22 protein-coding genes are annotated in these 23506 nt (G+C 68.1%); 20 read left to right on the top strand and 2 right to left on the bottom strand.

All coding sequences use genetic code 11. The features are described 5' to 3' along the window. Positions 1 to 51: 51 nt before the first annotated feature. The 9 genes from AC06E7_RS06260 (at position 52) to AC06E7_RS06220 (ending at position 11882) form a co-directional block, all read left to right on the top strand. Complete coding sequence (locus AC06E7_RS06260; protein ID WP_217537487.1) at positions 52 to 1017, top strand: NAD-dependent epimerase/dehydratase family protein; 966 nt, start codon at positions 52 to 54, stop codon at positions 1015 to 1017. 87 nt (positions 1018 to 1104) lie between these two features. Next, positions 1105 to 1827, top strand: a complete 723-nt coding sequence (locus AC06E7_RS06255; RefSeq protein ID WP_478063550.1) for a glycosyltransferase family 2 protein — start codon at positions 1105 to 1107, stop codon at positions 1825 to 1827. Beyond that, on the top strand, positions 1827 to 2168 hold the full coding sequence (locus tag AC06E7_RS06250; protein WP_068847856.1) for a lipid-A-disaccharide synthase N-terminal domain-containing protein: 342 nt from the start codon (positions 1827 to 1829) through the stop codon (positions 2166 to 2168). Before AC06E7_RS06255 ends, AC06E7_RS06250 begins: the two co-directional genes overlap by 1 nt. A 510-nt stretch (positions 2169 to 2678) precedes the next feature. After that, a complete protein-coding gene (locus AC06E7_RS06245) occupies positions 2679 to 4460 on the top strand; it encodes a DUF885 domain-containing protein (protein WP_478063548.1) in 1782 nt (593 codons plus the stop codon). 162 nt (positions 4461 to 4622) lie between these two features. Further along, positions 4623 to 5846, top strand: coding sequence for a membrane-targeted effector domain-containing toxin (locus tag AC06E7_RS06240; protein WP_478063547.1), 1224 nt, complete (start codon positions 4623 to 4625; stop codon positions 5844 to 5846). A 58-nt stretch (positions 5847 to 5904) separates the two neighbouring features. After that, positions 5905 to 6309 carry a DUF2946 family protein gene (locus tag AC06E7_RS06235; protein WP_478063545.1) on the top strand — a complete coding sequence of 135 codons (405 nt, stop codon included), beginning with the start codon at positions 5905 to 5907 and terminating at the stop codon, positions 6307 to 6309. Positions 6310 to 6364: 55 nt separating this feature from the next. Beyond that, complete coding sequence (locus AC06E7_RS06230) at positions 6365 to 7708, top strand: TolC family protein (protein WP_478063544.1); 1344 nt, start codon at positions 6365 to 6367, stop codon at positions 7706 to 7708. Next, positions 7705 to 8685, top strand: a complete 981-nt coding sequence (locus AC06E7_RS06225) for an efflux RND transporter periplasmic adaptor subunit (RefSeq protein WP_478063542.1) — start codon at positions 7705 to 7707, stop codon at positions 8683 to 8685. The genes AC06E7_RS06230 and AC06E7_RS06225 overlap by 4 nt, the downstream gene beginning before the upstream one ends. 35 nt (positions 8686 to 8720) lie before the next feature. After that, complete coding sequence (locus AC06E7_RS06220; RefSeq protein WP_478063540.1) at positions 8721 to 11882, top strand: efflux RND transporter permease subunit; 3162 nt, start codon at positions 8721 to 8723, stop codon at positions 11880 to 11882. 2 nt (positions 11883 to 11884) lie between these two features. On the opposite strand, the gene AC06E7_RS06215 is transcribed toward AC06E7_RS06220, so the two are convergent. Further along, positions 11885 to 13120, bottom strand: a complete 1236-nt coding sequence (locus AC06E7_RS06215) for a glycosyltransferase (RefSeq protein WP_478063630.1) — start codon at positions 13118 to 13120, stop codon at positions 11885 to 11887. A 163-nt stretch (positions 13121 to 13283) separates the two neighbouring features. On the opposite strand from AC06E7_RS06215, the gene AC06E7_RS06210 reads away from it, so the two are divergent. The 11 genes from AC06E7_RS06210 (at position 13284) to AC06E7_RS06160 (ending at position 23249) form a co-directional block, all read left to right on the top strand. Beyond that, positions 13284 to 13778 (top strand): hypothetical protein, encoded by a 495-nt coding sequence (locus AC06E7_RS06210; protein ID WP_478063538.1) that lies wholly within the window; start codon positions 13284 to 13286, stop codon positions 13776 to 13778. Positions 13779 to 14213: 435 nt separating this feature from the next. Further along, complete coding sequence (rpmB, locus tag AC06E7_RS06205) at positions 14214 to 14450, top strand: 50S ribosomal protein L28 (RefSeq protein ID WP_005411638.1); 237 nt, start codon at positions 14214 to 14216, stop codon at positions 14448 to 14450. 10 nt (positions 14451 to 14460) lie between these two features. Then, on the top strand, positions 14461 to 14628 hold the full coding sequence (rpmG, locus tag AC06E7_RS06200) for a 50S ribosomal protein L33 (RefSeq protein ID WP_170272460.1): 168 nt from the start codon (positions 14461 to 14463) through the stop codon (positions 14626 to 14628). A gap of 120 nt (positions 14629 to 14748) precedes the next feature. Beyond that, positions 14749 to 16167, top strand: coding sequence for a cardiolipin synthase (gene cls / locus AC06E7_RS06195; protein WP_478063536.1), 1419 nt, complete (start codon positions 14749 to 14751; stop codon positions 16165 to 16167). A gap of 21 nt (positions 16168 to 16188) precedes the next feature. Beyond that, positions 16189 to 17604, top strand: coding sequence for an FAD/NAD(P)-binding protein (locus tag AC06E7_RS06190; RefSeq protein ID WP_478063535.1), 1416 nt, complete (start codon positions 16189 to 16191; stop codon positions 17602 to 17604). A gap of 71 nt (positions 17605 to 17675) precedes the next feature. Then, the gene (uvrD, locus tag AC06E7_RS06185) at positions 17676 to 19868 is read left to right on the top strand and encodes a DNA helicase II (RefSeq protein ID WP_095363268.1); all 2193 of its coding nucleotides are present in this window, start codon (positions 17676 to 17678) and stop codon (positions 19866 to 19868) included. A 15-nt stretch (positions 19869 to 19883) separates the two neighbouring features. Continuing rightward, complete coding sequence (locus AC06E7_RS06180) at positions 19884 to 20207, top strand: low molecular weight protein tyrosine phosphatase family protein (protein WP_478063628.1); 324 nt, start codon at positions 19884 to 19886, stop codon at positions 20205 to 20207. A 51-nt stretch (positions 20208 to 20258) separates the two neighbouring features. Then, positions 20259 to 20813, top strand: coding sequence for a hypothetical protein (locus AC06E7_RS06175; protein WP_478063532.1), 555 nt, complete (start codon positions 20259 to 20261; stop codon positions 20811 to 20813). A 225-nt stretch (positions 20814 to 21038) separates the two neighbouring features. Further along, positions 21039 to 21320 (top strand): hypothetical protein, encoded by a 282-nt coding sequence (locus AC06E7_RS06170; protein ID WP_217537498.1) that lies wholly within the window; start codon positions 21039 to 21041, stop codon positions 21318 to 21320. A gap of 76 nt (positions 21321 to 21396) precedes the next feature. After that, a complete protein-coding gene (locus AC06E7_RS06165) occupies positions 21397 to 22731 on the top strand; it encodes a hypothetical protein (protein WP_478063530.1) in 1335 nt (444 codons plus the stop codon). Positions 22732 to 22802: 71 nt separating this feature from the next. Next, positions 22803 to 23249 carry a universal stress protein gene (locus AC06E7_RS06160; RefSeq protein WP_068847830.1) on the top strand — a complete coding sequence of 149 codons (447 nt, stop codon included), beginning with the start codon at positions 22803 to 22805 and terminating at the stop codon, positions 23247 to 23249. 1 nt (position 23250) lies between these two features. On the opposite strand, the gene AC06E7_RS06155 is transcribed toward AC06E7_RS06160, so the two are convergent. Beyond that, positions 23251 to 23490 (bottom strand): hypothetical protein, encoded by a 240-nt coding sequence (locus AC06E7_RS06155; RefSeq protein ID WP_478063528.1) that lies wholly within the window; start codon positions 23488 to 23490, stop codon positions 23251 to 23253. Between the last annotated feature and the right edge of the window lie 16 nt (positions 23491 to 23506).

Raw genomic sequence — 23506 nt, 5'->3', positions numbered from 1 at the left:
CGTACCGGTAACGGCGTTATTCTGTCGCCTGGATTTTCCGGGACGACTGCCATGACCCTTCTTGTGACCGGCGCTGCAGGCTTCATCGGCGCCAATACCGTGCGTGCCCTGCTCGATGCCGGGCACACGGTGGTCGGCCTGGACAACTACAACGACTACTACGACCCGCAGATCAAGCGCGATCGCGTGGCGGCACTGTGCCCGGACGCCGATATCCGCGCGCTGGACCTGACCGACCGCGATGGCCTGGCCGCGCTGTTCGACGAGGTGCAGCCGACCCGGGTGATCCACCTGGCCGCGCAGGCCGGTGTGCGCTATTCGCTGGAAAACCCGCACGCCTACGTGGACAGCAACCTGACCGGGTTCGTCAACATCCTGGAACTGTGCCGCCATCGCGGCGTGTCCCACCTGGTGTACGCCTCCAGCAGCTCGGTCTACGGTGATTCGGCCACCCCGCCGTTCTCCGAAGACCAGCGCATCGACAAGCCGCGCTCGCTGTACGCGGCGACCAAGGCGGCCAACGAGTTGATGGCCTATACCTACGCGCAGTTGTATGGCCTGCACGCCACCGGCCTGCGCTTCTTCACCGTGTACGGCCCGTGGGGCCGCCCCGACATGGCGCCGCTGCTGTTCTCGCGCGCGGTGCTGGCCGGGCGCCCCATCGACGTGTTCAACGACGGCAGGATGCAGCGCGACTTCACACATGTTTCCGACATCGTGGCCGGTATCCTCGGCGCGCTGGCGCATCCGTCCAGCGAGGACGTACCGCACCGTGTCTTCAACCTGGGCAACCACACCCCGATCGAGCTGGAACACTTCATCGGGGTCATCGAGGCCGCCGCTGGACGCCCGGCACAGAAGGTCTACAAGCCGATGCAGCCCGGCGACATGGTCCGCACCATGGCCGACACCCGTCGTGCCCATGACGCTTTCGGCTATGAACCGGTCACCCCGATCGAGCGCGGCCTGCCGCCGGTGGTGGCCTGGTGCCGCGACTATTTCGGTGATCGCGCCTGACTCACATCGCCGGGTTCATCTTCGGATAACCTTGATCTCGGAAAATGCGCGGTCTTTTTCATTCCTGGCCTTTCGCAGAGCCCGATCATGAGCCAACCCCAGTTGTCGGTCGTCGTCCCGGTATTCAATGAACGCGACAACGTACAGCCCCTGATCGAAGAGATCACCGCGGCGCTGCGCGGCCAGGTGGACTTCGAGATCGTCTACGTCGACGATCACTCGCGCGACGACACCCTGGCCGTGCTGGAGTCGTTGAAGCCGGCCAACCCCGAATTGCGGGTCCTGCACCATGTCAGCCAGAGCGGGCAGAGCACCGCGGTGAAGAACGGGGTCAAGCACGCCCGCGCACCGTGGATCGCCACGCTGGATGGCGACGGCCAGAACGACCCGGCAGACATTCCGAAGCTGCTGGCCGCGCGTGCGTCCGCCGAGCCGCAGGTGAAGCTGTTCGCTGGCTGGCGCGTCAACCGCCAGGACAGCGGCAGCAAGCGCTGGGCCAGCAGGTGGGCCAACGCGATCCGCGCCCGCATGCTGCATGACGACACCCCCGATACCGGCTGCGGCATCAAGCTGTTCGAGCGTGCCGCGTTCCTGGAGCTGCCGTACTTCGACCACATGCACCGGTACCTGCCCGCGCTGATGCAGCGGGCGGGCTGGAAGACGGTGAGCGTGCCGGTCAACCACCGCCACCGCACCGCCGGGGTGTCCAAGTACAACAACCTCGGCCGCGCGCTGGTCGGGATCCGCGACCTGCGCGGGGTGGCCTGGCTGATCACGCGCAGCAAGCGCACGGCCGTGGAAGAGCGCTGATGGAACTGCACTGGCTCGACCAACCGCTGAGCTGGCTGTTCTGGACCGGGCTGCACGTGACCGGCTGGAAGCTGATCGGCTATACCGGCGCACTGATGTTCGGCGGCCGCTGGCTGGTGCAGTTCGTCGCCTCGCGCCGGGCCGGCAAGCCGGTGATCCCGCGCCTGTTCTGGTACATGAGCGTGGTGGGCAGCCTGATGACGCTGAGCTACTTCCTGTTTTCGGCCAAGCAGGACTCGGTGGGGGTGCTGCAGAACCTGTTTCCGGCGTTTACCGCGCTTTACAGCTTGAAGCTGGATATCCAGCACCGTGGGTGGAAGCGGGATAAAGCCGAACACTGAGGGCTGCGAACCTCGCGGGTATCGGCCCGTACCCGGCGTACACCCGGCGCCCACCCGGTACGGCCCGTACCCGGCGGATAGCCGGTGCCCGCCCGGTACGCCCCGTACGTGGCGGATACCCGGTGCCCCCCGGTACGGCCCGTACCCGGCGGATACCCCGGTGCCCCCCGGTACGGCCTGTACCCGGCGGATACCCGGTGCCCCCCGGTACGGCCTGTACCCGGCGGATACCCGGTGCCCCCCCGGTAGCGCCGACTGTTAGTCGGCTGCTCTTCGGCGCCCGCCCGGTAGCGCCGACTGTTAGTCGGCTGCTCTTCGCCGGAATCAAGAACAACATCAAGATAAGAGCATCCGACTAACAGTCGGCGCTACCCGCGCCTTCGGCGCTCGGGTCTCGGCCTGCGGCCGATCCCCGGTCCTGCCCGCTTCGCGGGCAGGACCTTTGATCCATGCGCGCGCTGGATCGGGGTGCCATGATCGGGGTTTGCCGTCCCCCGGGAACCCCTGCTCGTGAAATCACCGCTCGTTGCTGCGTTGCTGTTCGCCCTGGCCCTTCCTGCCCATGCGGCACTGGCCGCACCCCCTGCGGCACCGGCGGTCGCGCCGGCCAGCCTGGCCACCGAATCGCCGGCCGACGCGGCGTTCCGCGCCATCTACGAGAAGGAATGGGCCTGGCGCCAGGCCGGTGGCGGCGAAGCCAGTGAAGACGGTGATGGCCCGGCCACGGCCACCCGCATGCCGGACGTGGGCGCGGCCGCGCAGCAGGCACGCCTTGCGGTGTGGGACGACGTGCTGGCCCAGCTCGGCAAGGTCGATATCAAGGCGCTCTCGCCCACCAACCAGGTCAACTACGCGATCTACCGCGACCAGGTGTTCAACCTGGCCGAAGAAGTGCGCCTGCGCGGCTACGAGATGCCGTTCAACTCGGATTCTTCGTTCTGGTCCAACCTTTCGTTCATGGCGCGTCGCGAGCTGAAGACCGCCGCCGACTACCGCAACTACATCGCCCGGCTCAACGACGTACCCCGCTACTTCGACCAGCAGACCGACAACATGCGCGCCGGCCTGAAGCGCGGCTTCAGCGTGCCGCGCGCGGTGCTCGATGGCCGTGAAGTCTCGATCGCCACCGTGGCCGAGCTGAAGGACCCGACCCAGTCGCCGCTGTATGCGCCGTTCAAGAAGCTGCCGACCAGCATCCCCGCCGCCGAACAGGCCGAGCTGCAGGCGCGGGCCCGCCAGGCCATCAGCGCCAGCGTGGTGCCGGCCTTCGTCAAGCTGCGCACCTTCTTCGTCGGTGAGTACGTGCCGCAGGCGCGCACCACCCTGGCCGCCGAAGCGCTGCCCGATGGCAAGGCGTACTACCAGCAGCAGATCCACGAATACACCACGCTGGACCTCACCCCGCAGCAGATCCACGAGATCGGCCTGAAGGAAGTGGCGCGCATCCAGAAGGAAATGAACGACGTCATCAAGGAGGTCAAGTTCAAGGGCAGCTTCGCCGACTTCCTGGCCTTCCTGCGCACCGACCCGCAGTTCTACGCCAAGACCCCAGACGAACTGCTGCACCGCGCCGCCTGGATCTCCAAGCGCGTGGACGGTGTGATCGGCAAGTACATGACCCTGCCGCGCGCACGCTTCACCATCGTGCCGGTGCCGCCGGATATCGCCCCGTTCTGGACTGCCGGCCGTGGCGGCATGGGCACCTATTGGGTCAACACCTACAACCTGCCGGCGCGCCCGCTGTACAACCTGCCCGCGCTGACCCTGCATGAGTCCGACCCGGGCCACGCCCTGCAGGGTGCGCTGGCGGCAGAGCAGGGCGAACAGCCCGAGTTCCGCCGCAACGCCTACATCTCCGCCTATGGCGAAGGCTGGGGCCTGTACAGCGAGAAGCTTGGCGTGGAAATGGGCATCTACGAAACCCCGTACGAGGATTTCGGCCGCCTGACCTATGAAATGTGGCGTGCCGCGCGCCTGGTGATCGATACCGGCGTGCACCACAAGGGCTGGACCCGCGAGCAGGCGCTGGCCTACCTGCGCGACCACACCGCGCTGAGCGAGCACGAAGTGACCACCGAAGTGGACCGCTACATCTCGTGGCCGGGCCAGGCACTCAGCTACAAGCTGGGTGAGATCGCGATCGTGCGCCTGCGCGGCGAGGCCGAAAAGGCGCTGGGCGACCGCTTCGACGTCAAGTCGTTCCACGACGCGGTACTCAGCCAGGGCTCGGTGCCGTTGCCGGTGCTGGATGCGCAGATCCGCGCGTACATCGACGCGCGCCGCGCGCCCTGATGTCGCAACTGGTCGGTGCCGATGTGCGCTCGCGCACGCATCGGCACACGGCCCGCGCCGCGATGACGAAACTGCATAGCGCGTCGCAGCGCTGCAGTGGCAGATGACTAGGCTGGTCAGGGCGCGCCCCCGGGCGCGCGTTTCCCCCCAAGGAGCCTGACCATGCTGGATGCCCTGTCCGCACTGCACCACCGCCTGTTCTGCCACACCACCGCCAACAAGGCAGCCCATCGCCACGCGGAACCGACCCTGCTGAGCCTGCGCAACCTGCCGGACGGCCAGCGTCCACCGACCACCCGCGCCTCGACGTCCATGGGTGCAGCCGGCCCCGATCCCCTGCAGCGTTTCACGCTCGCCCCCGAGCATGGCCAGGCCCTGGCCGCTTTGCTGCAGCGGCACCGCAGGCTGCTCGACCCCGACTACACCATGCCGTTTGCAGCCCCCGAGCGCGCGGCGCTCGACAGCTTCTTCGCCAAACGCGCGCAGCTGGTGGAGGCCGCCCTCGGCAGCCCGCCTCCGGTGTGTACCGGTCGGCATGACCCGCACGATCTCGCACCGGCACGCACGCAAGCGGACCTGCTGCGGCAGCTGCTCGGCAGCGCGAAAGGACTGGTGCTGGGCGAGGTGGCCTGCAGCCCGTCCAGCAGGCGCCTGTTGATCGATCACATGGCGTTGCTGCGCCATCTTGGGGTCGACACCCTGTACCTGGAGCACCTCCAGGGCGACCTCCACCAGGCCGACCTCGACCGCCTGCACCGCAGTGGCACGCTTTCCCCCGACCTGGCGCGCTTCCTGGCGGGGCAGGAGAGCGGCCACCCGACCCACGCGCCCTGCGGCGCGACCTTCCGCGATCTGGTCGACGCCGCCTTCAAGGTCGGCATGCGCGTCGTCGCGCTCGACCTGATGGCCAGCTACCACCTGCGGGGTGTCCACGACCACGCCGGAATCAGCGCGGCCGCCCTTCCGGACATCCGGGTCAAGCTCTTGAACCACGTCGCGGCTGCGCGGATCGCGCACGACCAGCGCAGGCAGGCCGGCAAGCCGGGACCGCAGCGCTGGGTGGCGCTGGTCGGCAACGCCCACGCCGGTACCTTCAACGACATTGTCGGCATCGCCGAGCGTCTGGGCGTGCCCAGCCTTCGCGTGGAAGAGACCAGCCCCGGTTGGAGCCAGCGGCTGCAGGCAGGCTGCGATCCTGGCCGGACCGTGCCGCCCGCCGTGCGCAGCAGCGGCGGCGAACTGCAGTGCGACTACCTGCTCAAGGTGCCGGCGGCTGACGGTCGCGCGCGGCCGGACACGTCCCCACCCTGCAGTGCGGCCGATGCGCTGCGGCTGCGCGCACTGCGCCAGGCGCACCACGCGCCACCGCCGGCCCGTACGGCATGAACGCGCGCCGCCGCTGCGATTGTGTAACGGGGGCGGCCGTCGTTACCCTGCGGCCATGATGTCCCGCCTGCGCCACCGCCTGTCGCTGCCTGTCCGCCTGCTGATGCTGGCGGTGGTGCTGTTCGGCACGGCCGGTGGCGCGCTCGCGTCGGCACTGGGCGACCTGCATGCGCTGTCGCACGCCGGGGCCGCCGGTCTGTCGCATGCGGTGTCGCATGCCGAACCGGGCGACGTGGCCGCGGCCGCTTCAGAGGCTGACCATGCGGACGAGGATGACGGCGCGCGCCTGCTGCACGCGCTGGTCCATTGCGGGCACTGCCATGGCCATGGCGGCGTGCTGCCGCTGGCGGCATCGGCCTGGTCGCTACCGGCCGCACCGGCGCACGCCGTGCCGGTCGGCCTGACCGCGCAGCTGCTTGCCCAGCCGCCCGAGAGCCTGCTGCGCCCCCCGATAGCGGTGTGATGCCACGCGGCGCCTTGCCGCGGCTTCACCTCTGAACCGCTTTCTGGAGATTCCCATGTGGATGCGTCTGGCAGCCGTTGCTGCCATTGCGCTCGTGCCGTGCGCGTATGCGCAGGGCACCGCGCCTGTTACCCGTTCCGCCCAAGCAGCATTGCCCGTTGCAGCGGCGGCGGCCCCCCCGTTGACCCTGGACGAGGCCATCGCCCGCGTCGCCCGCTACCACCCCGACCTTCGCCTGGCCGATGCCCAGCGCCCGGTCTGGGAAGCGCGCCGTGAGGCGGCCGCGTTCGGGCCGCCACTGACCGTCGGCGTTGAGCTGGAAAATGCGCTGGGCACCGGTGGCAGCCGTGGCTTCGACGCCGCCGAACTGACCGTCACCCTGGCCGGCGTGCTGGAGCGCGGCGGCAAGCTGGATGCCCGCCGGGTACTTGCCCAGGCCAATCTCGACGCGTTGGCACCGCAGCGCGAAACCGCGCGGCTGGACCTGATGGCCGCCGTGGCCCAGCGTTATCTCGCCATTGCCGAAGCCCGCGCGCAGCTCGCCATTGCCGACACCGATATCGACCAGCGTCGCCGCGCGGTCGCCGCCGCCCGGATGCGCCTGCAGGCCGGCGCGTCGCCCGAATCGGTGCTGATGACCGCGCAGGCGATGTTGGCGCAGGCCGAAGTGGACCGTGATCGCGCCATGCAGGCCGACCGCGCCGCGCGTCTCGCGCTGTCGGCGCTGTGGCGTGAGCGCGAGCCCGGCTTCGACGTGGTCAGCGGCGACCCGCTGCAGCTGCCCGCCCTGCAACCCTTCGATATCCTTGCCGACGAACTGCAGCGCACCCCGGAACTGGCCGTGCTGGCCGGCGAACGCCGCGTGCGCGAAGCCCAGCTGCAGTTGGCACGCACCCAGGCACGGCCGGATATCAGCTGGCAGGTCGGCGTGCGCAACAGCCGCGACAGCGGCGATACCGCGCTGGTCGGCGGCTTCAGCGTGCCACTGGGGAGCATGCGCCGCGCCGGTCCGGAGATCCGCGCAGCCGAAGCCGAGCTCGCCCTCAACGGGGTGGAACGCGATGCGCGCGCGCTGCAGCTGTACACCACCCTGGCCGAAGCGCACGGACGCTATGAAACGTCGCGGCTGGAAGTCACCCGCATGGCGAGCGATGTACTGCCGCACCTGCGGCGTGCCGAGAACGCCGCCGAAAAGGCCTGGCGTGCCGGTGCCATCAGCTACATGGAGTGGGCGCAGCTGCAGGCCATGCGCATCGAGGCGCGGCAACGCCAGCTCGATGCCGCCATCGCCGCACAGACCGCACTCATCGAACTGCAACGGCTGACCGGGCAGGGCCTGCTTGCCCACGCCAGCACCGCTCCCGCTACCGCGACCGTGTCCACGGAGGACCGCCGATGAACCTTTCGATCCCCCGCGCGGCGCGCATCGCCGCCCTCCTGTTGTGCCTGCTCGCACTGGCCGGCTGTGCCAAGGAAGCGCCCACGGCACCGGCCAGCCCGGACGCCGGCCACGGCGAACCCGGCCACACCGAAGCGGGCGAGGACCACGACGACGCATCGGACAGCACCACCATCCCTGCTGCGATGGCCGAGCAGTCCGGTATCAAGGTCACCCCGGTCGCCGCCGGCACCATCGCCGACGAACACGACGTGCAGGGCCTGCTGACCCCGGTCGACGGCCGCGTGGCCCAGGTGATGGCCCGCTTCCCCGGCCCGATCCGCTCGCTGCGCGCCAATGTCGGCGATCGCATCGCGGCCGGCCAGGTGCTGGCCAGCATCGAAAGCAACCTCAGCCTGACCACCTACACGGTCAGCGCTCCCATCAGCGGCGTGGTGCTGGCCCGCCAGGCGCAGGTCGGCGGGGTGGCGGGCGAGGGCACGCCGCTGTTCGAGATCGGCGACCTGTCCACGCTGTGGGTGGACCTGCACATCTTCGGCAACGACACCCAGCACATCACTGCCGGCGTACCGGTCACCGTGTCGCGGATGACCGACGGGGTCACCCAGGCCACCATGCTGGAACGCGTGCTGCCCGGCACCGCCACCGCCAGCCAGAGCACCGTGGCCCGCGCCACGCTGCGCAACGACGACGGCCTGTGGCGGCCGGGCGCGGCGGTGAAGGCGCGCATCGTGGTCGCGACACGGCCCGCCGCGCAGGTGGTGCCGCTCAGCGCGCTGCAGACGATGGAAGGCAAGGACGTGGTGTTCGTACGCACCGGCGAGACCTACACCGCCCGTCCAGTGCGCCTCGGCGCGCGCGACGCCAACCAGGCGGAAGTGCTGGAGGGCCTCACCCTCGGCGATGAAGTCGTCACCGGGCAGAGCTACGTGGTGAAGGCCGACATCGGCAAGGCGGGAGCGTCGCATGAGCATTGAGCACGCAACCATCCCCGGGCGTGGAGGGCATCGCCATGCTTGAGCGCATCATTGCCGCCTCCATCGCCCATCGCTGGCTGATGATGAGCCTGACCCTGGCGTTGATCGCCGTGGGCGCGTGGAGCTTCACCAAGCTGCCCATCGATGCCACCCCGGACATCACCAACGTCCAGGTGCAGATCAACACCGCCGCCCCGGGCTATTCGCCGCTTGAAGCCGAACAGCGCATCACCTACCCGGTGGAAACCGTGATGGCCGGCCTGCCACGGATGGAACAGGCACGCTCGCTGTCGCGCTATGGGCTGTCGCAGGTCACCGTCGTGTTCGAAGACGGCACCGACATCTACTTCGCGCGGCAACAGGTGGCCGAACGCCTTCAACAGGTGAAGTCGCAGATCCCGGCCGGGCTGGACCCGCAGCTGGGGCCGATCTCCACCGGTCTGGGCGAGATCTTCATGTACACCATCGACGCCGATCCGGCGGCGCGTAAACCCGATGGCAGCGCCTACACCGCCACCGACCTGCGCACGCTGCAGGACTGGGTGATCCGCCCACAGCTGCGCAACGTGCCGGGCGTGACCGAGGTCAATACCATCGGTGGCTTCCAGCGCCAGGTGCACATCACGCCCGATCCGGCCCGCCTGCGTGCGCTGGGTTTCACCCTGGAAGACGTGGTCCAGGCCGTGGAAAGCAACAACCAGAACGTCGGCGCCGGCTACATCGAACGCAACGGGCAGCAGTTCCTGGTGCGCATTCCCGGCCAGGTGGCCAACCTGGAGGAAATCGGCAACATCGTGCTGGCACGTCGCGAAGGCGTGCCGATCCACGTGCACGACGTCGCCGAGGTCGCCGAAGGCCCCGAGCTGCGCAGCGGCGCCGCCACCCAGAACGGCCATGAAGTGGTGATGGGCACGGTGGTGATGCTGATCGGTGCCAACAGCCGCGATGTGGCCCAGGCCGCGGCCGCGCGTCTGGAACAGGCGCAACGCAGCCTGCCTGCCGGCGTCACCGTCACCGCCAGCTACGACCGCACCACCCTGGTGGACCGCACCATCCAGACCGTGGCCAAGAACCTGGTGGAAGGCGCACTGCTGGTGATCGTGGTGCTGTTCCTGCTGCTCGGAAATTTCCGCGCCGCATTGATCACCGCCGCGGTGATCCCGCTGGCGATGCTGTTTACCCTCACCGGGATGGCGCGCGGGGGCGTATCAGCGAACCTGATGAGCCTGGGCGCGCTGGATTTCGGCCTGATCGTCGACGGCGCAGTGATCATCATCGAAAACTGCCTGCGCCGCTTCGGCGAGCGCCAGCACGCACTCGGCCGCGACATGACCCGCGAAGAGCGCTTTGCCGAAACCGCCAGCGCCACCGCCGAAGTGATCCGCCCCAGCCTGTTCGGGCTGGGCATCATCACTGCCGTATACCTGCCGATCTTCGCGTTGTCGGGCGTGGAAGGAAAAATGTTCCACCCCATGGCCATTACCGTGGTGCTCGCGTTGAGCGGCGCGATGGTGCTGGCGCTGACCTTCGTGCCGGCCGCCATCGCCTTGTTCCTGGGCGGCCACGTGCAGGAGAAGGAAAACCGGGTGATGGCCTGGGTGCGCCGGCGTTACGAACCCCTGCTGGCGTTCTCGCTGCGGCGCGGGCGCTGGATGGTGGGTGGCGCGCTGGTGCTGGTGGTGGGCTGCGGCCTGCTTGCCACCCGGCTGGGCAGCGAGTTCGTGCCCAACCTGGACGAAGGCGACGTGGCCATGCATGCCATGCGCATTCCCGGCACCAGCCTGACCCAGTCGGTCGAGATGCAGAAGCTGATCGAAAACCGGCTGGTGCGGTTCCCGGAGGTGAGCAAAGTATTTTCCAAGATCGGCACCCCGGAAGTGGCCTCCGATCCGATGCCGCCCTCGGTGGCCGACACCTTCATCATGATGAAACCGCGCAAGGACTGGCCGGACCCGCGCAAACCGCGCGCCACGCTGCTGGCTGAGCTGGAAGCAGCGGTCGAGCAGCTGCCCGGCAACAACTACGAGTTCACCCAGCCGATCCAGATGCGCACCAACGAGCTCATCTCCGGCGTGCGTGCCGACGTGGCGGTAATGCTGTTCGGCGATGACCTGGAGACGTTGCTGAAGGTGGGCAAGCGAATCGCCAGCGTGGCCGGCAGCGTGCCCGGCGCGGCCGATGTGCGCGTGGAAGAAACCAGCGGCCTGCCGCTGCTCACCGTCACTCCCAACCGTAGCGCGCTGGCCGGCTACGGGCTCAACCCGGGCCAGGTGCAGTCCACCGTGGCCACCGCCGTGGGTGGACAGGTGGCCGGCCAGCTGTTCGAAGGCGACCGCCGCTTCGACATCGTGGTGCGCCTGCCCGAGGCGCTGCGCCAGGACCCGGCCGCACTGGCCGACCTGCCGGTATCGCTGGCCCCGGCACTGGAAGGCGATGCCGACGAATCCAGCCAGGCCGGCGGCTGGACCAGCGGCACCGCGCGTACCGTGCCGCTGCGCGAGCTGGCCACGCTGGCCAACAGCGAGGGGCCGAACCAGATCAACCGCGAGAACGGCAAGCGCCGCATCGTGGTCACCGCCAACGTGCGCGATCGTGACCTGGGCAGCTTCGTCAGTGACCTGCAGCAGGCGGTCAACCGTGATGTACAGGTGCCCGATGGCTACTGGATCGAGTACGGCGGCAGCTTCGAGCAGCTGATCTCGGCCAGCCAGCGCCTGGCGGTCGTGGTGCCGGTCACCCTGATCCTGATCTTCGCGCTGTTGTTCTGGGCGTTCGGCTCGGTCAAGGATGCGGCCATCGTGTTCAGCGGTGTACCGCTGGCGCTCACCGGTGGCGTGCTTGCATTGGCCGCGCGTGGTATTCCGCTTTCCATCTCCGCGGGCGTCGGCTTCATCGCGCTTTCGGGCGTCGCGGTGCTCAACGGCCTGGTGATGATCAGCTTCGTGCGCAGCCTGCGCGAGGGCGGCATGCCCCTGGCCGATGCGGTACGCGAAGGCGCGCTGGGCCGGCTGCGTCCGGTGCTGATGACCGCGCTGGTGGCCTCGCTCGGCTTCGTGCCGATGGCCTTCAACGTCGGCGCCGGCGCCGAAGTCCAGCGCCCGCTGGCCACGGTGGTGATCGGCGGCATCGTCTCCTCCACGCTGCTCACCCTGCTGGTGCTGCCGGTGCTGTACCGCTGGCTGCACCGCAGGCAGTAGCGCTACGCGGGTAGCGCCCGACGGTTGGTCGGGCGTTGCCCCTGCTCGATAAGCCGAACGGCCTTCGCTACACCATCCTCCGTCGCCATGGCCCGTCCCAATGCAGCTGCACGTGCCCGCGTGTCCACATGCTCGGCAACGGCAATCGCCCGCCCCAATGTCCCGGCGTCCAGGCGTTTCGCCGAAAGCGGTTCGGCGGCTACGCCGATCTCCCGCAATCGCGCCGCCCAGAAAAACTGATCTGCCGCAAACGGCATCACCAATGAAGGCATCCCCGCACGGCAGGCCGAATGGGTGGTGCCGCTGCCGCCGTGGTGGATCACCAGCGAACAGCGCGGGAACAGCGCTTCGTGCGGTGCAGGGCCGATGACAAACACGTTCGCTGGCAGCGGACCGTCTGGAAGGCCTGCCCAGCCCGGGAACAGCAGCACGCGCCGCGGTGCCAGCGCCTGCAGCAGTGCCGGCAACACCGTGTTGCGATCAAATCCCGTCATGCTTCCAAAGCCGACGTATACGGGCGGCGGGTCTTCATCGAGAAAGGCCTGCAGTTCCGGCGTCGGCTGCCAAGGCGCATCGGGTGCACGCCATTGCCCGCACACATGGTGATTGGCCGGCCAGTCGGCAGGCGGCGGCATCAGGCTCGGCGAAATCCCGTACAGCATTGGAACGTCACGCCACAGGGTGCGCCGAGCCGGCATGCCCATCGCCCGCCGCGCTTCGTTGATGGGGCGACGGAAGGTGCGCCACACGGCATCGTTGACCAGCCCGTAGCTGAGCTTGTTGAGCACACCGGGGAGGCGCAGCCGTGGCAGGAAGGGCGAGGCGAATGCGCGCGTGGGCGTAAGTGGAATCATGCCGGTTCCGATCACCGGTATGCCGTGGTGCTCGGCCACCGTCATGCCCACGAAGGCGGCAAGCCCGCCCGTCAACACCGCGTCGCACCCGGCCGCGGCCGCGTCGGCCTGTCGCATCCATGCCGGCACGTGCCGCTGCGCCATCCGCGCCAGCCCGCGCGATGCCGCTGCCATGTCGTTGCCCCGCGACACCAGGGCCACCACCTCGTCGTGGATGTCGCCTTCGAGCGCAGCATGCGGCACGCCCAGCGCCTGCGCGCTGCCCAGCGTGCCACCCTCGGCCAGCACCATTACCTCATGTCCAGCCGCTTGCAGCCCATGGCACAACATCACCAGCGGCCGGGTGTCGCCTTCGGTTCCATAGGTCACAGCGAGAAGTCGCATGGACGCATCCGATGATCGAAAATTGAAGTATCTCCATGCGGTGTGCAGAACGGGTCTATCCCGCCGCTGCAATCCCCGAATCTGATAAGTACGTCAAACCTGGCGGCGATGACCCGCAGCTAGTCTCGAGCACTGGCTGGAATTGCGCTCAAGGCAGCAGACGTTGTCCTACGGTACTTTCGTTGCGGGTAATCTCCGATATGACCTGCGCCATCTGGATCCGTTCTCGGTGAAGGTGAGGGTGCACGGCGTCCTTGTCGATGTGGACGTGAGCTTCAGCTTCCATGTCTTCACCGACCAGAAGGGCAGGGGACCGTGCTTCCCGCATCATGCCGAGGAGCGCTATTTCTGCGTGAAGCGATACCAGCTCAGTCACACTGTCGCAGCCTTCATGCGTGGGCCCTTCTTCGACGCTTCGGTGCGGCGGCATGTCCGTAGCGTGGGTGGCGAGCCTCAGGAACAGTACTTCTGCACCGACCTGGGCCATGGCGACATCATCTGGACCCGGATATCGAGACGTGAGCGGCAGAACCGCGTGCGCGTCTGGGTGGTGAGCGCCTACGACCGCGACTGGCAGGGCATGGTGCTCCCGCGCGGTCAGGGGTTGTTCCGGGTCCAGAAAGTGTTGGCAAGCAAGCTGGGCATTCCGCGACCCTGAATAAAAAAGGCACCCCATCGCTGGGGTGCCTTGGAATTACGGTCTCGGTGAAAGTGAAACGCGTTGGCTTTCGCCTATCCCGCCGATGGCTGAGGAAAGAACGGACCAAGTCCGCCTTCGCAGCGCTACTATCCCGTCGCCGGGTCCCGATCAGCAGCACTTGGTGAAATCATGTCACGCGGGCGCGCCCCGGTACAGGGGCAAGAGCGCCACCGTTCAGGGTTTTGCTGTGGATAAGCCTTGCCTTGCAGGGGCTGCGCGTGCATAATGCGCGGCTCGCTGTGTCCGGATTTGTCCGGATTGGTGGCCGGGAACACGTCATCCGGTCTGCCCTCGTCAGCGTAACCCTTTGATTCTCATGACGTGTGGCGGGAAACCGTCGAGGCCGCCGTCGCCCGGGCTATGGGCTGACACATACTTTCATCGAGGTGCGCAATGTCCCGCGTATGCCAAGTTTCCGGCAAGCGAGTGCAGACGGGTAACAACGTCTCGCACGCCAACAACAAGACCCGTCGTCGTTTCCTGCCCAACCTGCACGAGCGCCGCTTCTGGGTCGCCAGCGAAAACCGCTGGGTCAAGCTTCGTGTTTCCGCGCATGCACTGCGCACCATCGACAAGAACGGCATCGATTCCGTTCTGGCTGAGCTGCGTGCGCGCGGCGAAAAGGTCTGAGGAGTAGACGATCATGGCAGGCAAGCGCGATAAGGTCCGTATGATTTCGACCGCCGGTACCGGTCACTTCTACACGACCGACAAGAACAAGAAGAACACCCCCGGGAAGATGGAATTCTCGAAGTACGATCCGGTCGTGCGCAAGCACGTCCCGTACAAGGAAGGCAAGATCAAGTAATCCCTCACGGGGTTGCTCGATGGCCAACGAAGAACCCGCCTCACGGCGGGTTTTTTCGTTTCCGGGGGCGTGCACGCCGGCCATGGCAGAATGCCGGCACACCCCCAAACGGGCGAACCGATGCTGTTCGAATGGCTGCTGGGTTCATGGTTGTTGATGCTGGACTGGCTGATCCGGCTGGCCGCGCTGTTCTGGATTCCCAGCCGCACCACGCCCGGCGCCGCGCGCAGCTGGCTGCTGCTGGTCGGCTTCGTGCCCCTGCTGGGCCTGCCGCTGTACCTGCTGTTCGGCCACCCCTGGCTGTCGCGCCAGCGCGTGCAGCGCCAGGCCGAGGCCTCCCAGGTGATCCGCGAGGAGCAGGCGCTGCAGCCGCCGCTGCGCTGGAACCCGGTGCCAGATACCGCCACCGCCGAAATGGTGCCGCTGATCGAGCGCCAGGGCGACTTCATGCCCGTGCACGGAAACGCGGTGGAGCTGCTGACCGACTACGACGCCTCGCTGCAGGCGCTGATCGACGATATCGACCAGGCCCGCGACCGCGTGCACCTGCTGTACTACCTGATGTTCGACGACGCGGTGGGCGAAGCGGTGGTGCAGGCGCTGCAGCGCGCCGCCGCACGCGGCGTGCACTGCCGCCTGCTGCTGGATGCGGTGGGTGCCAAGCGTGGCCTGCGCCGCTACCGCCACCGCCTGCAGGCGCTGGGCGTGGACGTGCGCGCCATGCTGCCCGGCGGGCTGCGCTGGCGCCGCAGCGGGCGGATGGACCTGCGCAACCACCGCAAGATCGCGGTGATCGACAACCGGGTCGGCTACATCGGTTCGCAGAACCTGGCCCAGCCCGGCTTCGTGCCCGGCTACCCCAACCGCGAACTGGTGGCGCGGGTGCGCGGCCCCGCAGTCGCCCACCTGGAGGCGGTGTTCGCCAGCGACTGGTACATGGAAACCGGCCAGCGCCTGGAGGTGATGATGGTCGAGCCGGTCTGCACCGATGACGTGCCCACCCAGCTGCTGCCCAGCGGCCCGGCCTACCCCTTCAGCAACGCGCGCGACGCGGTGAATGCGCTGATCCACCTGGCACGCCGCCGCATCGTGCTGGTCACCCCGTACTTCGTCCCCGACGAGGCCACGTTGAGTGCGCTGCGCATCGCCGCGCTGTCGGGGGTGCAGGTGCAGCTGATCCTGTCGGCCAGCAACAACCAGCACCTCACCGCCTGGGCGCAGGAGGCGTACTACGACGAACTGCTGCGTGCCGGCGTGCGCGTTGCGCTGTACGAACCGCATTTCCTGCATGCCAAGCACCTCACCGTGGACGAGGACATCGCGCTGGTCGGCTCGATCAACCTGGACATCCGCTCGTTCGCGCTCAACGCCGAGATCGGCATGCTCTGCTACGACCGGGGACTGGTACGACAGCTGATCGAGATCGAAGACGACTATCTGCGGCAGTCGCGCCAGCTCGACCTGAAGGCGTGGCGGCTGCGGCCTGCGTGGCGACGCAGCCGCGAAGGCATCGCGCGGCTGGCCGATGCGCTGATGTAGCGCACGGGGCGCTGCGGGCGCATGTCCTACAATGCGGCCATGACCGACTCCGAACCCATGCTCCAGGCCGACCTGGCCATCATCGGCGGCGGTGCGGCCGGTGCGCTGGTCGCGCTCAACGCGCTGCGCGGCGCCACCGCGCCCGTACAGGTGGTCCTGTTCGAGCCCGCGTCCACGCTGGCCCAAGGCATTGCCTACGCCACGCCGTGGCCGGAGCACCTGCTCAACGTGCCGGCCGGCAAGATGAGCGGCCTGCCCGAACAGCCGGGTGATTTCGTCGACTACCTGCTGCAGGCCGATGCACTGCCAGGCCTTCCGCGCGACGTACTGACCGAGACGTTCTTTCCGCGCCGCCACTACGCCGCGTACCTGCAGCATCGGCTTGCAGAAGCGCAGGCGCAGAGCCCGGCGACGCTGCACGTGGTGCACGAACCGGTCATCGCGCTGCAGCCGGGCACGCCACGGAACGTGTTGCGACTGGCCGATGGCCAGCAATGGCAGTCACGCCAGGTGGTGCTGGCCTGCGGCAACAGCATGCGCCCGTTGCCCGCGCCCGGTGCCGAGGCCCTGCCGCCCGGCCGCGTGGTGGATGCGTGGGATTACGACGGCGTGCGCCTGCTGGCCGGCGATGGCGACGTGGCCATCATCGGCTCGGGCCTGAGCATGGCCGACAGCGTGGTGGCATTAGCCACGGCGGGTCATCGCGGCCGCATCCACGTGCTGTCGCGGCACGCACTGCTGCCGCTGCCACATGCGCACGGGGGGATCGCCAAGTTCGATCCCCAGCCGCTGCTGGCGATGCCATTGCGCGCCCGCATGCGCGCGCTGCGCGGCCATGTGCGCGACGCAGCGGCGAAGGGTATTCCGTGGCAGGGCGTGATGGACCGCATCCGCCCACTGGGCCAGGCGCTGTGGCAGGGACTCAATGCAGCTGACCAGCGCCGTTTCCTGCGCCACGTGGTGCGGTACTGGGATGTGCACCGCCACCGCATTGCCGAAACGGTGCATGCGAAGCTGGCGGAACTGGAGGAATCGGGCCAACTGCAGCGCCACCGCGCGCGGCTGGATGCGCTGCTGGTGCTGGACAGCACCCTGCAGCTGCATGCACACGGCGCCGCGGGTGGCCTGCCGCCGTTGAATGTGGGTGCCGTAATCAACGCCACCGGCGTGGAAACCCGCGCGCTGGCCATGCGCAACCCGCTGTTGCAGCAGCTGCTGGCCGATGGGCATGCGCGCCCCGGCCCGCATGGGCTGGGGTTGGACAGTGACAGTGCGGGTTTCCTGCTGGACGGGCAGCGCAGGCCGCAGCCGGGCGTGCAGGTAGTCGGCAGCCTGCGTATCGGCACCTTGTGGGAAAGCCTGGCCATTCCGGAGCTTCGGACCCAGGCGCAACAGGCCGCGATGGCCGCGTTGATGCGTCACGACCAACGGTCGTGACCTACCGGGTGGCGGCTGAACCGGTTGGCTGACCTGCCCCTGCTTGGCGGCGGGCGGGGTAAAATGGGCGCATGGATGTCTCCCACCTGCTCGACGGGCTCAACCCCGCTCAGCGCGAAGCTGTGTCCGCCCCGCCCGGCCACCATCTGGTGCTTGCCGGTGCCGGTTCCGGCAAGACCCGCGTTCTGATCCACCGCATCGCCTGGCTCAACGAAGTCTGCGGCGTGCCCATGCACGGCATTTTCGCGGTGACCTTCACCAACAAGGCCGCCGGTGAAATGCGCCATCGCATCGACGTGCAGCTGCCGCAGGGCAGCCGTGGCGCGTGGATCGGCACCTTCCACGGCCTGGCCCATCGCCTGCTGCGCCTGCACTACCAGGAAGCCAAGCTGCCCGACAGCTTCCAGGTGCTGGATTCGGACGACCAGCTGCGGCTGGTCAAGCGCGTGGTGCAGCAGCTGGAAATCGACGACAGCAAGCATCCGCCCAAGCAGATAGCCTGGTGGATCAACGAACAGAAGGACGAAGGCCGCCGCCCGCAGCACATCCAGCCCGAGCCGAACGATGCCTGGCTGGAAACCATGCGCCAGGCCTACGCGGCCTACCAGGAACGCTGCGACCGCGCCGGCCTGGTCGACTTTGCCGAGCTGCTGCTGCGCGCGCACGAACTGCTGCGCGACAACCCGGCGCTGCTGGCCCACTACCGCTCGCGTTTCCGCGAGATCCTGGTGGACGAGTTCCAGGACACCAACGCCATCCAGTATGCCTTCGTGCGCGTGTTGGCCGGCGACAGCGGCCACGTGTTCGTGGTCGGCGACGACGACCAGGCCATCTACGGCTGGCGCGGCGCCAAGGTCGAGAACGTACAGCGCTTCCTGAAGGATTTCCCGGGCGCGCAGACCGTACGCCTGGAGCAGAACTACCGCTCCAGCGCCAACATCCTGGGCGCGGCCAATGCGGTGATCGCGCACAACCCGGACCGGATCGGCAAGGAGCTGTGGACCGACAGCGGCGATGGCGACCCCATCGACCTGTACGCGGCCTACAACGAAATGGACGAGGCGCGTTACGTGGTCGAGCGCGCACGCCAGTGGGTGCGCGACGGTGGCAGTTACGGCGACGCCGCCGTGCTCTACCGCAGCAACGCGCAGTCGCGGGCCTTTGAAGAAGCGCTGCTTTCCGAGCAGGTACCGTACCGTGTGTACGGCGGCATGCGCTTCTTCGAGCGCGCCGAAATCAAGGATGCGCTGGCGTACCTGCGGCTGATGACCAACCGTAACGATGACGCCGCCTTCGAGCGCGCGGTCAACACGCCCACGCGTGGCATCGGCGACCGCACCCTGGATGAAGTGCGCCGGTTGGCGCGCCACCAGGCGATCTCGCTGTGGGAAGCCACCATGCTGACCACCCAGGGCAACGAGCTGGCCGCCCGCGCGCGCAACGCGCTGGCTGGTTTCCTCAGCCTGGTGAACCAGCTGCACCATGAAGCCGGCGAGATGACGCTGGCCGAACGCATCGACCATGTGCTGATCCGTTCCGGCCTGCGCGAACACTGGTCGAAGGAAAGCCGCAACGCGCTGGATTCGGAATCGCGCGCGGACAACCTGGACGAACTGGTCTCGGTGGCCTCGCGCTTCACCCGGCGCGAGGACGACGTCGAGGAAGGCGCGGAAAACATGAGTGAGCTGGTCGCCTTCCTGTCCTACGCCTCGCTGGAAGCCGGCGAAGGCCAGGCCCAGGCGGGCGAAGAGGGGGTGCAGCTGATGACCCTGCATTCGGCCAAGGGCCTGGAATTCCCGCTGGTGTTCCTGGCCGGCATGGAAGACGGCCTGTTCCCCAGCGCGCGTTCGCTGGAAGAAAGCGGCCGGTTGGAAGAGGAGCGCCGCCTGGCGTACGTGGGCATCACCCGCGCGCGCCAGAAGCTGGTGCTCAGCTACGCCGAATCGCGCCGCATCCACGGCCAGGAAAACTACAACGTGCCTTCGCGCTTCCTGCGCGAGATCCCGCGTGAGCTGCTGAACGAAGTGCGCCCCAAGGTGCAGGTCTCGCGGGGTGCCTCGCTCGGCGCGAGCCGCCCGGCCGGCCACGCCGCAATGGAAGCGCCGCCGCTCAAGCTGGGCGCGATGGTCACCCATGCCCGCTTCGGCGAAGGCATGGTCACCGACTACGAAGGCAGCGGCGCGCACGCGCGCGTGCAGGTAGAGTTCGCCGAGGCCGGCAGCAAGTGGCTGGTGATGGCCTACGCCAACCTCACCGTGATCTGAGCGGGCGTGTCACGGATGACCCGCCATGTGCTCTTCCTCTGCAGCCAGAATCGCCTGCGCAGCCCCACGGCCGAGCAGGTGTTCGCCGACTGGCCGGGCGTGGAAACCGCCTCGGCCGGCGTGCTCGCCGATGCGGATGTGCCGCTCAGCCCCGAGCTGCTGCAGTGGGCGGATGTCATCTTCGTGATGGAGCCGGCGCACCGCACGCGGCTGGCCAGCCGGCACCGGCAGTGGTTGAACGGGAAACGGGTGATCTGCCTCGATATTCCCGATGACTACGACTTCATGCAGTCGGAGCTGGTGGAGCTGCTGAAAAAGAAGGTAGTTCCGCACCTGTAGGGCCACGCAGGGCGTGGCGCTACACTTTCCCGCCAGATTCCAGGTATCCCCATGTCCACCACCCCCGTCGCCATCAACGTCAAACTCAATGCCCGGCTCCAGCCCGAGCACCGCCTGCAGCTGTTCGAAGACCCGCTCGAGGCGATGCTTGAAGCAGCCGGCATCGGCGAAATCATGGGGGGGGGCACCGCGCTGAGCGAAGAGGGCGAGGTGGAATACGGCGACCTGGAAATCCAGCTGCATGACGCGGCCGCATTGCCGACCGTCATCGAACTGCTCGAACAGCTTGGCGCCCCCAAGGGTTCACTGATCCAGCGCGAAGGCGAGCCCGACGTTTCGTTCGGCATCACCGAAGGCCTGGGCCTGTACCTCAACGGCACCGACCTGCCCGACGAGGTCTACGAACAGTGCGATTCGAACTATGTGTTCGACCAGATCGTCGAGCGCATCGACGGCCACGGCGAAGTCTGCAGCTGGTGGCAGGGCCCGAGCGAAACCGCGCTGTACCTGTATGGCGCTTCGTTCGACACCATGGCCGAGCGCATCGCCGACCTGCTGGCCACCTACCCGCTGTGCCAGGGCGCACGGGTAATCAAGGTCGCCTGATCCCGGTAGCGCCGACCGTTGGTCGGCAACGCAGCAACGCAGCAACCGGGCAATGGGGCAACCACCCCATTGGCCGCGCATTCGACGGGAGAGCAGCCGACTGACAGTCGGCTCTACCGCCGCTCGAACGCGACTCATCCCCGTTTTCCCCCGCTTCGTCGCGTGCCGCTTGTCGGTCCCCGGTCGTGCGCCCAGAGTCTGGCGCTGTCTGCTGGGAGCACACACATGAACAAGGGAATCCCGTACCTGATGGCTGCACTGGTCGCGCTGACGCTGTCGGCGGGCTGGGCGGCACCGGTGCTGGCCCTGTTCGAACATGCTGCCGCCTGCCTGGACAGCGGCGGCAGCCTGGACCTGCTGCGGATGCGCTGCACCCCGCCCAGTGCAGCGCGTGATCTGCTGCTGCAGGGGTGGGGCTTCTGGGTGACTGCGGCGGCGGTCGCGGCGGTAGCGCTGCTGCTGACCCGCACACGTCCGCCGCGCCGGCGTTCGCCCCTTCCGCAGTGAGCTTTGCAACCAGTCCGAGCGGCGGGCGGGCCGAACACTGATAGTGTCCGTGCCCACTCCAGCCGTGGCACGGGCCTTGATCACCAGCGCGATCCAGCGGACCTCTTCGCTTCCTTCCCTTGCCGGCATTCCAGAGCCGGCCCGAACGCCGCGCCGATCGCTGCCGGCGTTGGTGGTGTCACATCTGCACAACGCACCGGCCCGGGTGCCGCAGATGCTCGATCTGGCCGACTGTCCAGCGCGGCCCTGGCGGGGAGCGGGCAGCCAGCCGGCCATGATCGTCACCCGGGGCGACGAGTGCTGGCGGGTGAAGGCAACGGCCGACGCCACCTGCAGCGCCATGGAAGTCACGCTGGGCAAACTGTTCCAGCTCACCGGGCTGGTCGCTCCCGACACCGGGCTGGTGGCGGCTGTCGAGGGCCTGCCGACCGGGTCCCGGCATGTCGGCTCACGCTTCGAGGCGGACTTCCAGGACCTCGGCGATTTCCTGGTCAGTGACGCGGCTGCGGCGCTGGTCGCGGCAGCCGATCCTTCAGCGCGCAGCACCTACGAGGCGCTGCGGACCGACCATGCGCAGGCCGTATCCGACAACGCCAGGCTGCTGAACGACGCCGGGGTCGAGTGGTGGGCACTGCGCGGCGAGGACGCCCAACAGCATGCCGCCAATGACCAGCGCCGGTTCAACGCGCTCGACGCGATGAACCGCCTGCTACCGCGACCCCTGCGCTGTGAACAGCTGCGTCATTTCATCGCCTCGCGCTGGTTATGCAACTGGGACCACCTCAACTACCGGCTGGAGAACTTCGGCTACACCCTCCGGAACGGGGTGCGGGTGGGCATGTCGCTGGATTTCGGCGCCTGCGGGCCGCTCGGGTTCCGCGACCTCCAGACGGGCGCGATGCTGCCCAAATCGGCCAGCAAGGCGGTGGCCATCGCCCAACGACCCCCGTCGCTGTTCTCCATTCCCCTCGCATATGTAGGCAACGTCGGTCATTTCGACGCGATGTGTGGCGATTGCGGGCCGTTGCAGGACGTTACCGCGTGGCCCTACGGGTTCCAGTCCGAGAGCATCGCCAGCTTGTTCCGGCCACCGCTCGCCCTCGATCCTGCCGTGGCCGATACGCTTGCCGAAATGGGCTACCGGCTGGGGCTGCTGCCGGTGCCTGCGCTCACCGCCGTCATCGAGCGCCACTGGCCGGAAGGCCCTGCCGGGGCGGCGTCGGCGTGGCCCACGGCAGCCGAGCTGGCCGCACACCTGCTCCGCCGCCGCGACGCCCTGCTGGCACGGTTCGATCCGGCGCAGATCGCCGACTGGGTGCAGGCCGATCCCGACCGCGCGGCGAGGGTCCGGCAGGAACTCACCAACGCCGCGCAGGCCATGCTCCGCGCCCCGGCCGACCGCCCGGATTGATCCGCCTCAAGGCACGCTCTCCACGCCGGGTGTGCAATGGTGTCCCCACTGCCTTAGCCAAGGAGCGTGTCATGTACAAGCGGATCCTGATTGCCACCGATGGCTCCGAGCTGTCCGAAAAGGGCCTGCTCAAGGGGCTGGAACTGGCCCGCGACCTCAACGCCGAAATCGATATCGTCACTGTCTCCGAGCCTTGGGCCGTCGGCATGTATGACGCCATGGGCTGGAGCGTGGGCTACATGAACAGCCCTGAGTACAAGGCCGACCGCGAAGAGACCGCAGAGAAAGTGCTGGCGCCGGCCAAGGCCGCCTGCGAAGCGCAGGGCCTGCGCGCCACCACCGTGCACGTGCTGGACCGCTATGCCGCCGACGGGATCATCGACACGGCCATGGAACGCAACAGCGACCTGATCGTGATGACCTCGCACGGCCGCCGCGGCGTGACCCGGGTCCTGCTCGGCAGCCAGACCGCCGAAGTGCTCGCACGCAGCACCGTGCCGGTGCTGGTCATCCGATGATCTAGGGGCGCAGCTTCAACGCCATGGACTCGTCCAGGCTGCCGTCGGGCTGCACCACCACGTAGCGTTCCCCGGCCCGGTCGAACAGCACCGGGATCGGGTCGCGGAACAGCGGGCGGCGCACGAAGCGCAGCGACCAGCCGAAATGCTCCAGGATGTCCACGGCTTGGCGCTGCTCGTCATTCAGCCCCGCACGCAGGGCCGCGGGGTCGATGGGTTTGCGTCGTTCAGGAGTCGTCATCGGGTACGGCAGGGCC

Source organism: Stenotrophomonas sp. Steno-Z4 (assembly GCF_056393145.1).
Note: the sequence above shows the minus strand (reverse complement) of the source record. Positions and strands in the feature narration are given on the sequence as shown.

Coding starts and splice junctions, on each gene's coding strand:
- AC06E7_RS06175 (WP_478063532.1), top strand. CDS start 20,259: ATGTCCACCACCCCCGTCGCCATCAACGTCAAACTCAATGCCCGGCTC.
- AC06E7_RS06190 (WP_478063535.1), top strand. CDS start 16,189: ATGTCCTACAATGCGGCCATGACCGACTCCGAACCCATGCTCCAGGCC.
- rpmB (WP_005411638.1), top strand. CDS start 14,214: ATGTCCCGCGTATGCCAAGTTTCCGGCAAGCGAGTGCAGACGGGTAAC.
- AC06E7_RS06160 (WP_068847830.1), top strand. CDS start 22,803: ATGTACAAGCGGATCCTGATTGCCACCGATGGCTCCGAGCTGTCCGAA.
- AC06E7_RS06220 (WP_478063540.1), top strand. CDS start 8,721: ATGCTTGAGCGCATCATTGCCGCCTCCATCGCCCATCGCTGGCTGATG.
- AC06E7_RS06230 (WP_478063544.1), top strand. CDS start 6,365: ATGTGGATGCGTCTGGCAGCCGTTGCTGCCATTGCGCTCGTGCCGTGC.
- AC06E7_RS06170 (WP_217537498.1), top strand. CDS start 21,039: ATGAACAAGGGAATCCCGTACCTGATGGCTGCACTGGTCGCGCTGACG.
- AC06E7_RS06240 (WP_478063547.1), top strand. CDS start 4,623: ATGCTGGATGCCCTGTCCGCACTGCACCACCGCCTGTTCTGCCACACC.
- AC06E7_RS06255 (WP_478063550.1), top strand. CDS start 1,105: ATGAGCCAACCCCAGTTGTCGGTCGTCGTCCCGGTATTCAATGAACGC.
- AC06E7_RS06155 (WP_478063528.1), bottom strand. CDS start 23,490: ATGACGACTCCTGAACGACGCAAACCCATCGACCCCGCGGCCCTGCGT.
- AC06E7_RS06235 (WP_478063545.1), top strand. CDS start 5,905: ATGTCCCGCCTGCGCCACCGCCTGTCGCTGCCTGTCCGCCTGCTGATG.
- AC06E7_RS06215 (WP_478063630.1), bottom strand. CDS start 13,120: ATGCGACTTCTCGCTGTGACCTATGGAACCGAAGGCGACACCCGGCCG.
- AC06E7_RS06225 (WP_478063542.1), top strand. CDS start 7,705: ATGAACCTTTCGATCCCCCGCGCGGCGCGCATCGCCGCCCTCCTGTTG.
- AC06E7_RS06250 (WP_068847856.1), top strand. CDS start 1,827: ATGGAACTGCACTGGCTCGACCAACCGCTGAGCTGGCTGTTCTGGACC.
- uvrD (WP_095363268.1), top strand. CDS start 17,676: ATGGATGTCTCCCACCTGCTCGACGGGCTCAACCCCGCTCAGCGCGAA.
- AC06E7_RS06260 (WP_217537487.1), top strand. CDS start 52: ATGACCCTTCTTGTGACCGGCGCTGCAGGCTTCATCGGCGCCAATACC.
- AC06E7_RS06180 (WP_478063628.1), top strand. CDS start 19,884: ATGACCCGCCATGTGCTCTTCCTCTGCAGCCAGAATCGCCTGCGCAGC.
- cls (WP_478063536.1), top strand. CDS start 14,749: ATGCTGTTCGAATGGCTGCTGGGTTCATGGTTGTTGATGCTGGACTGG.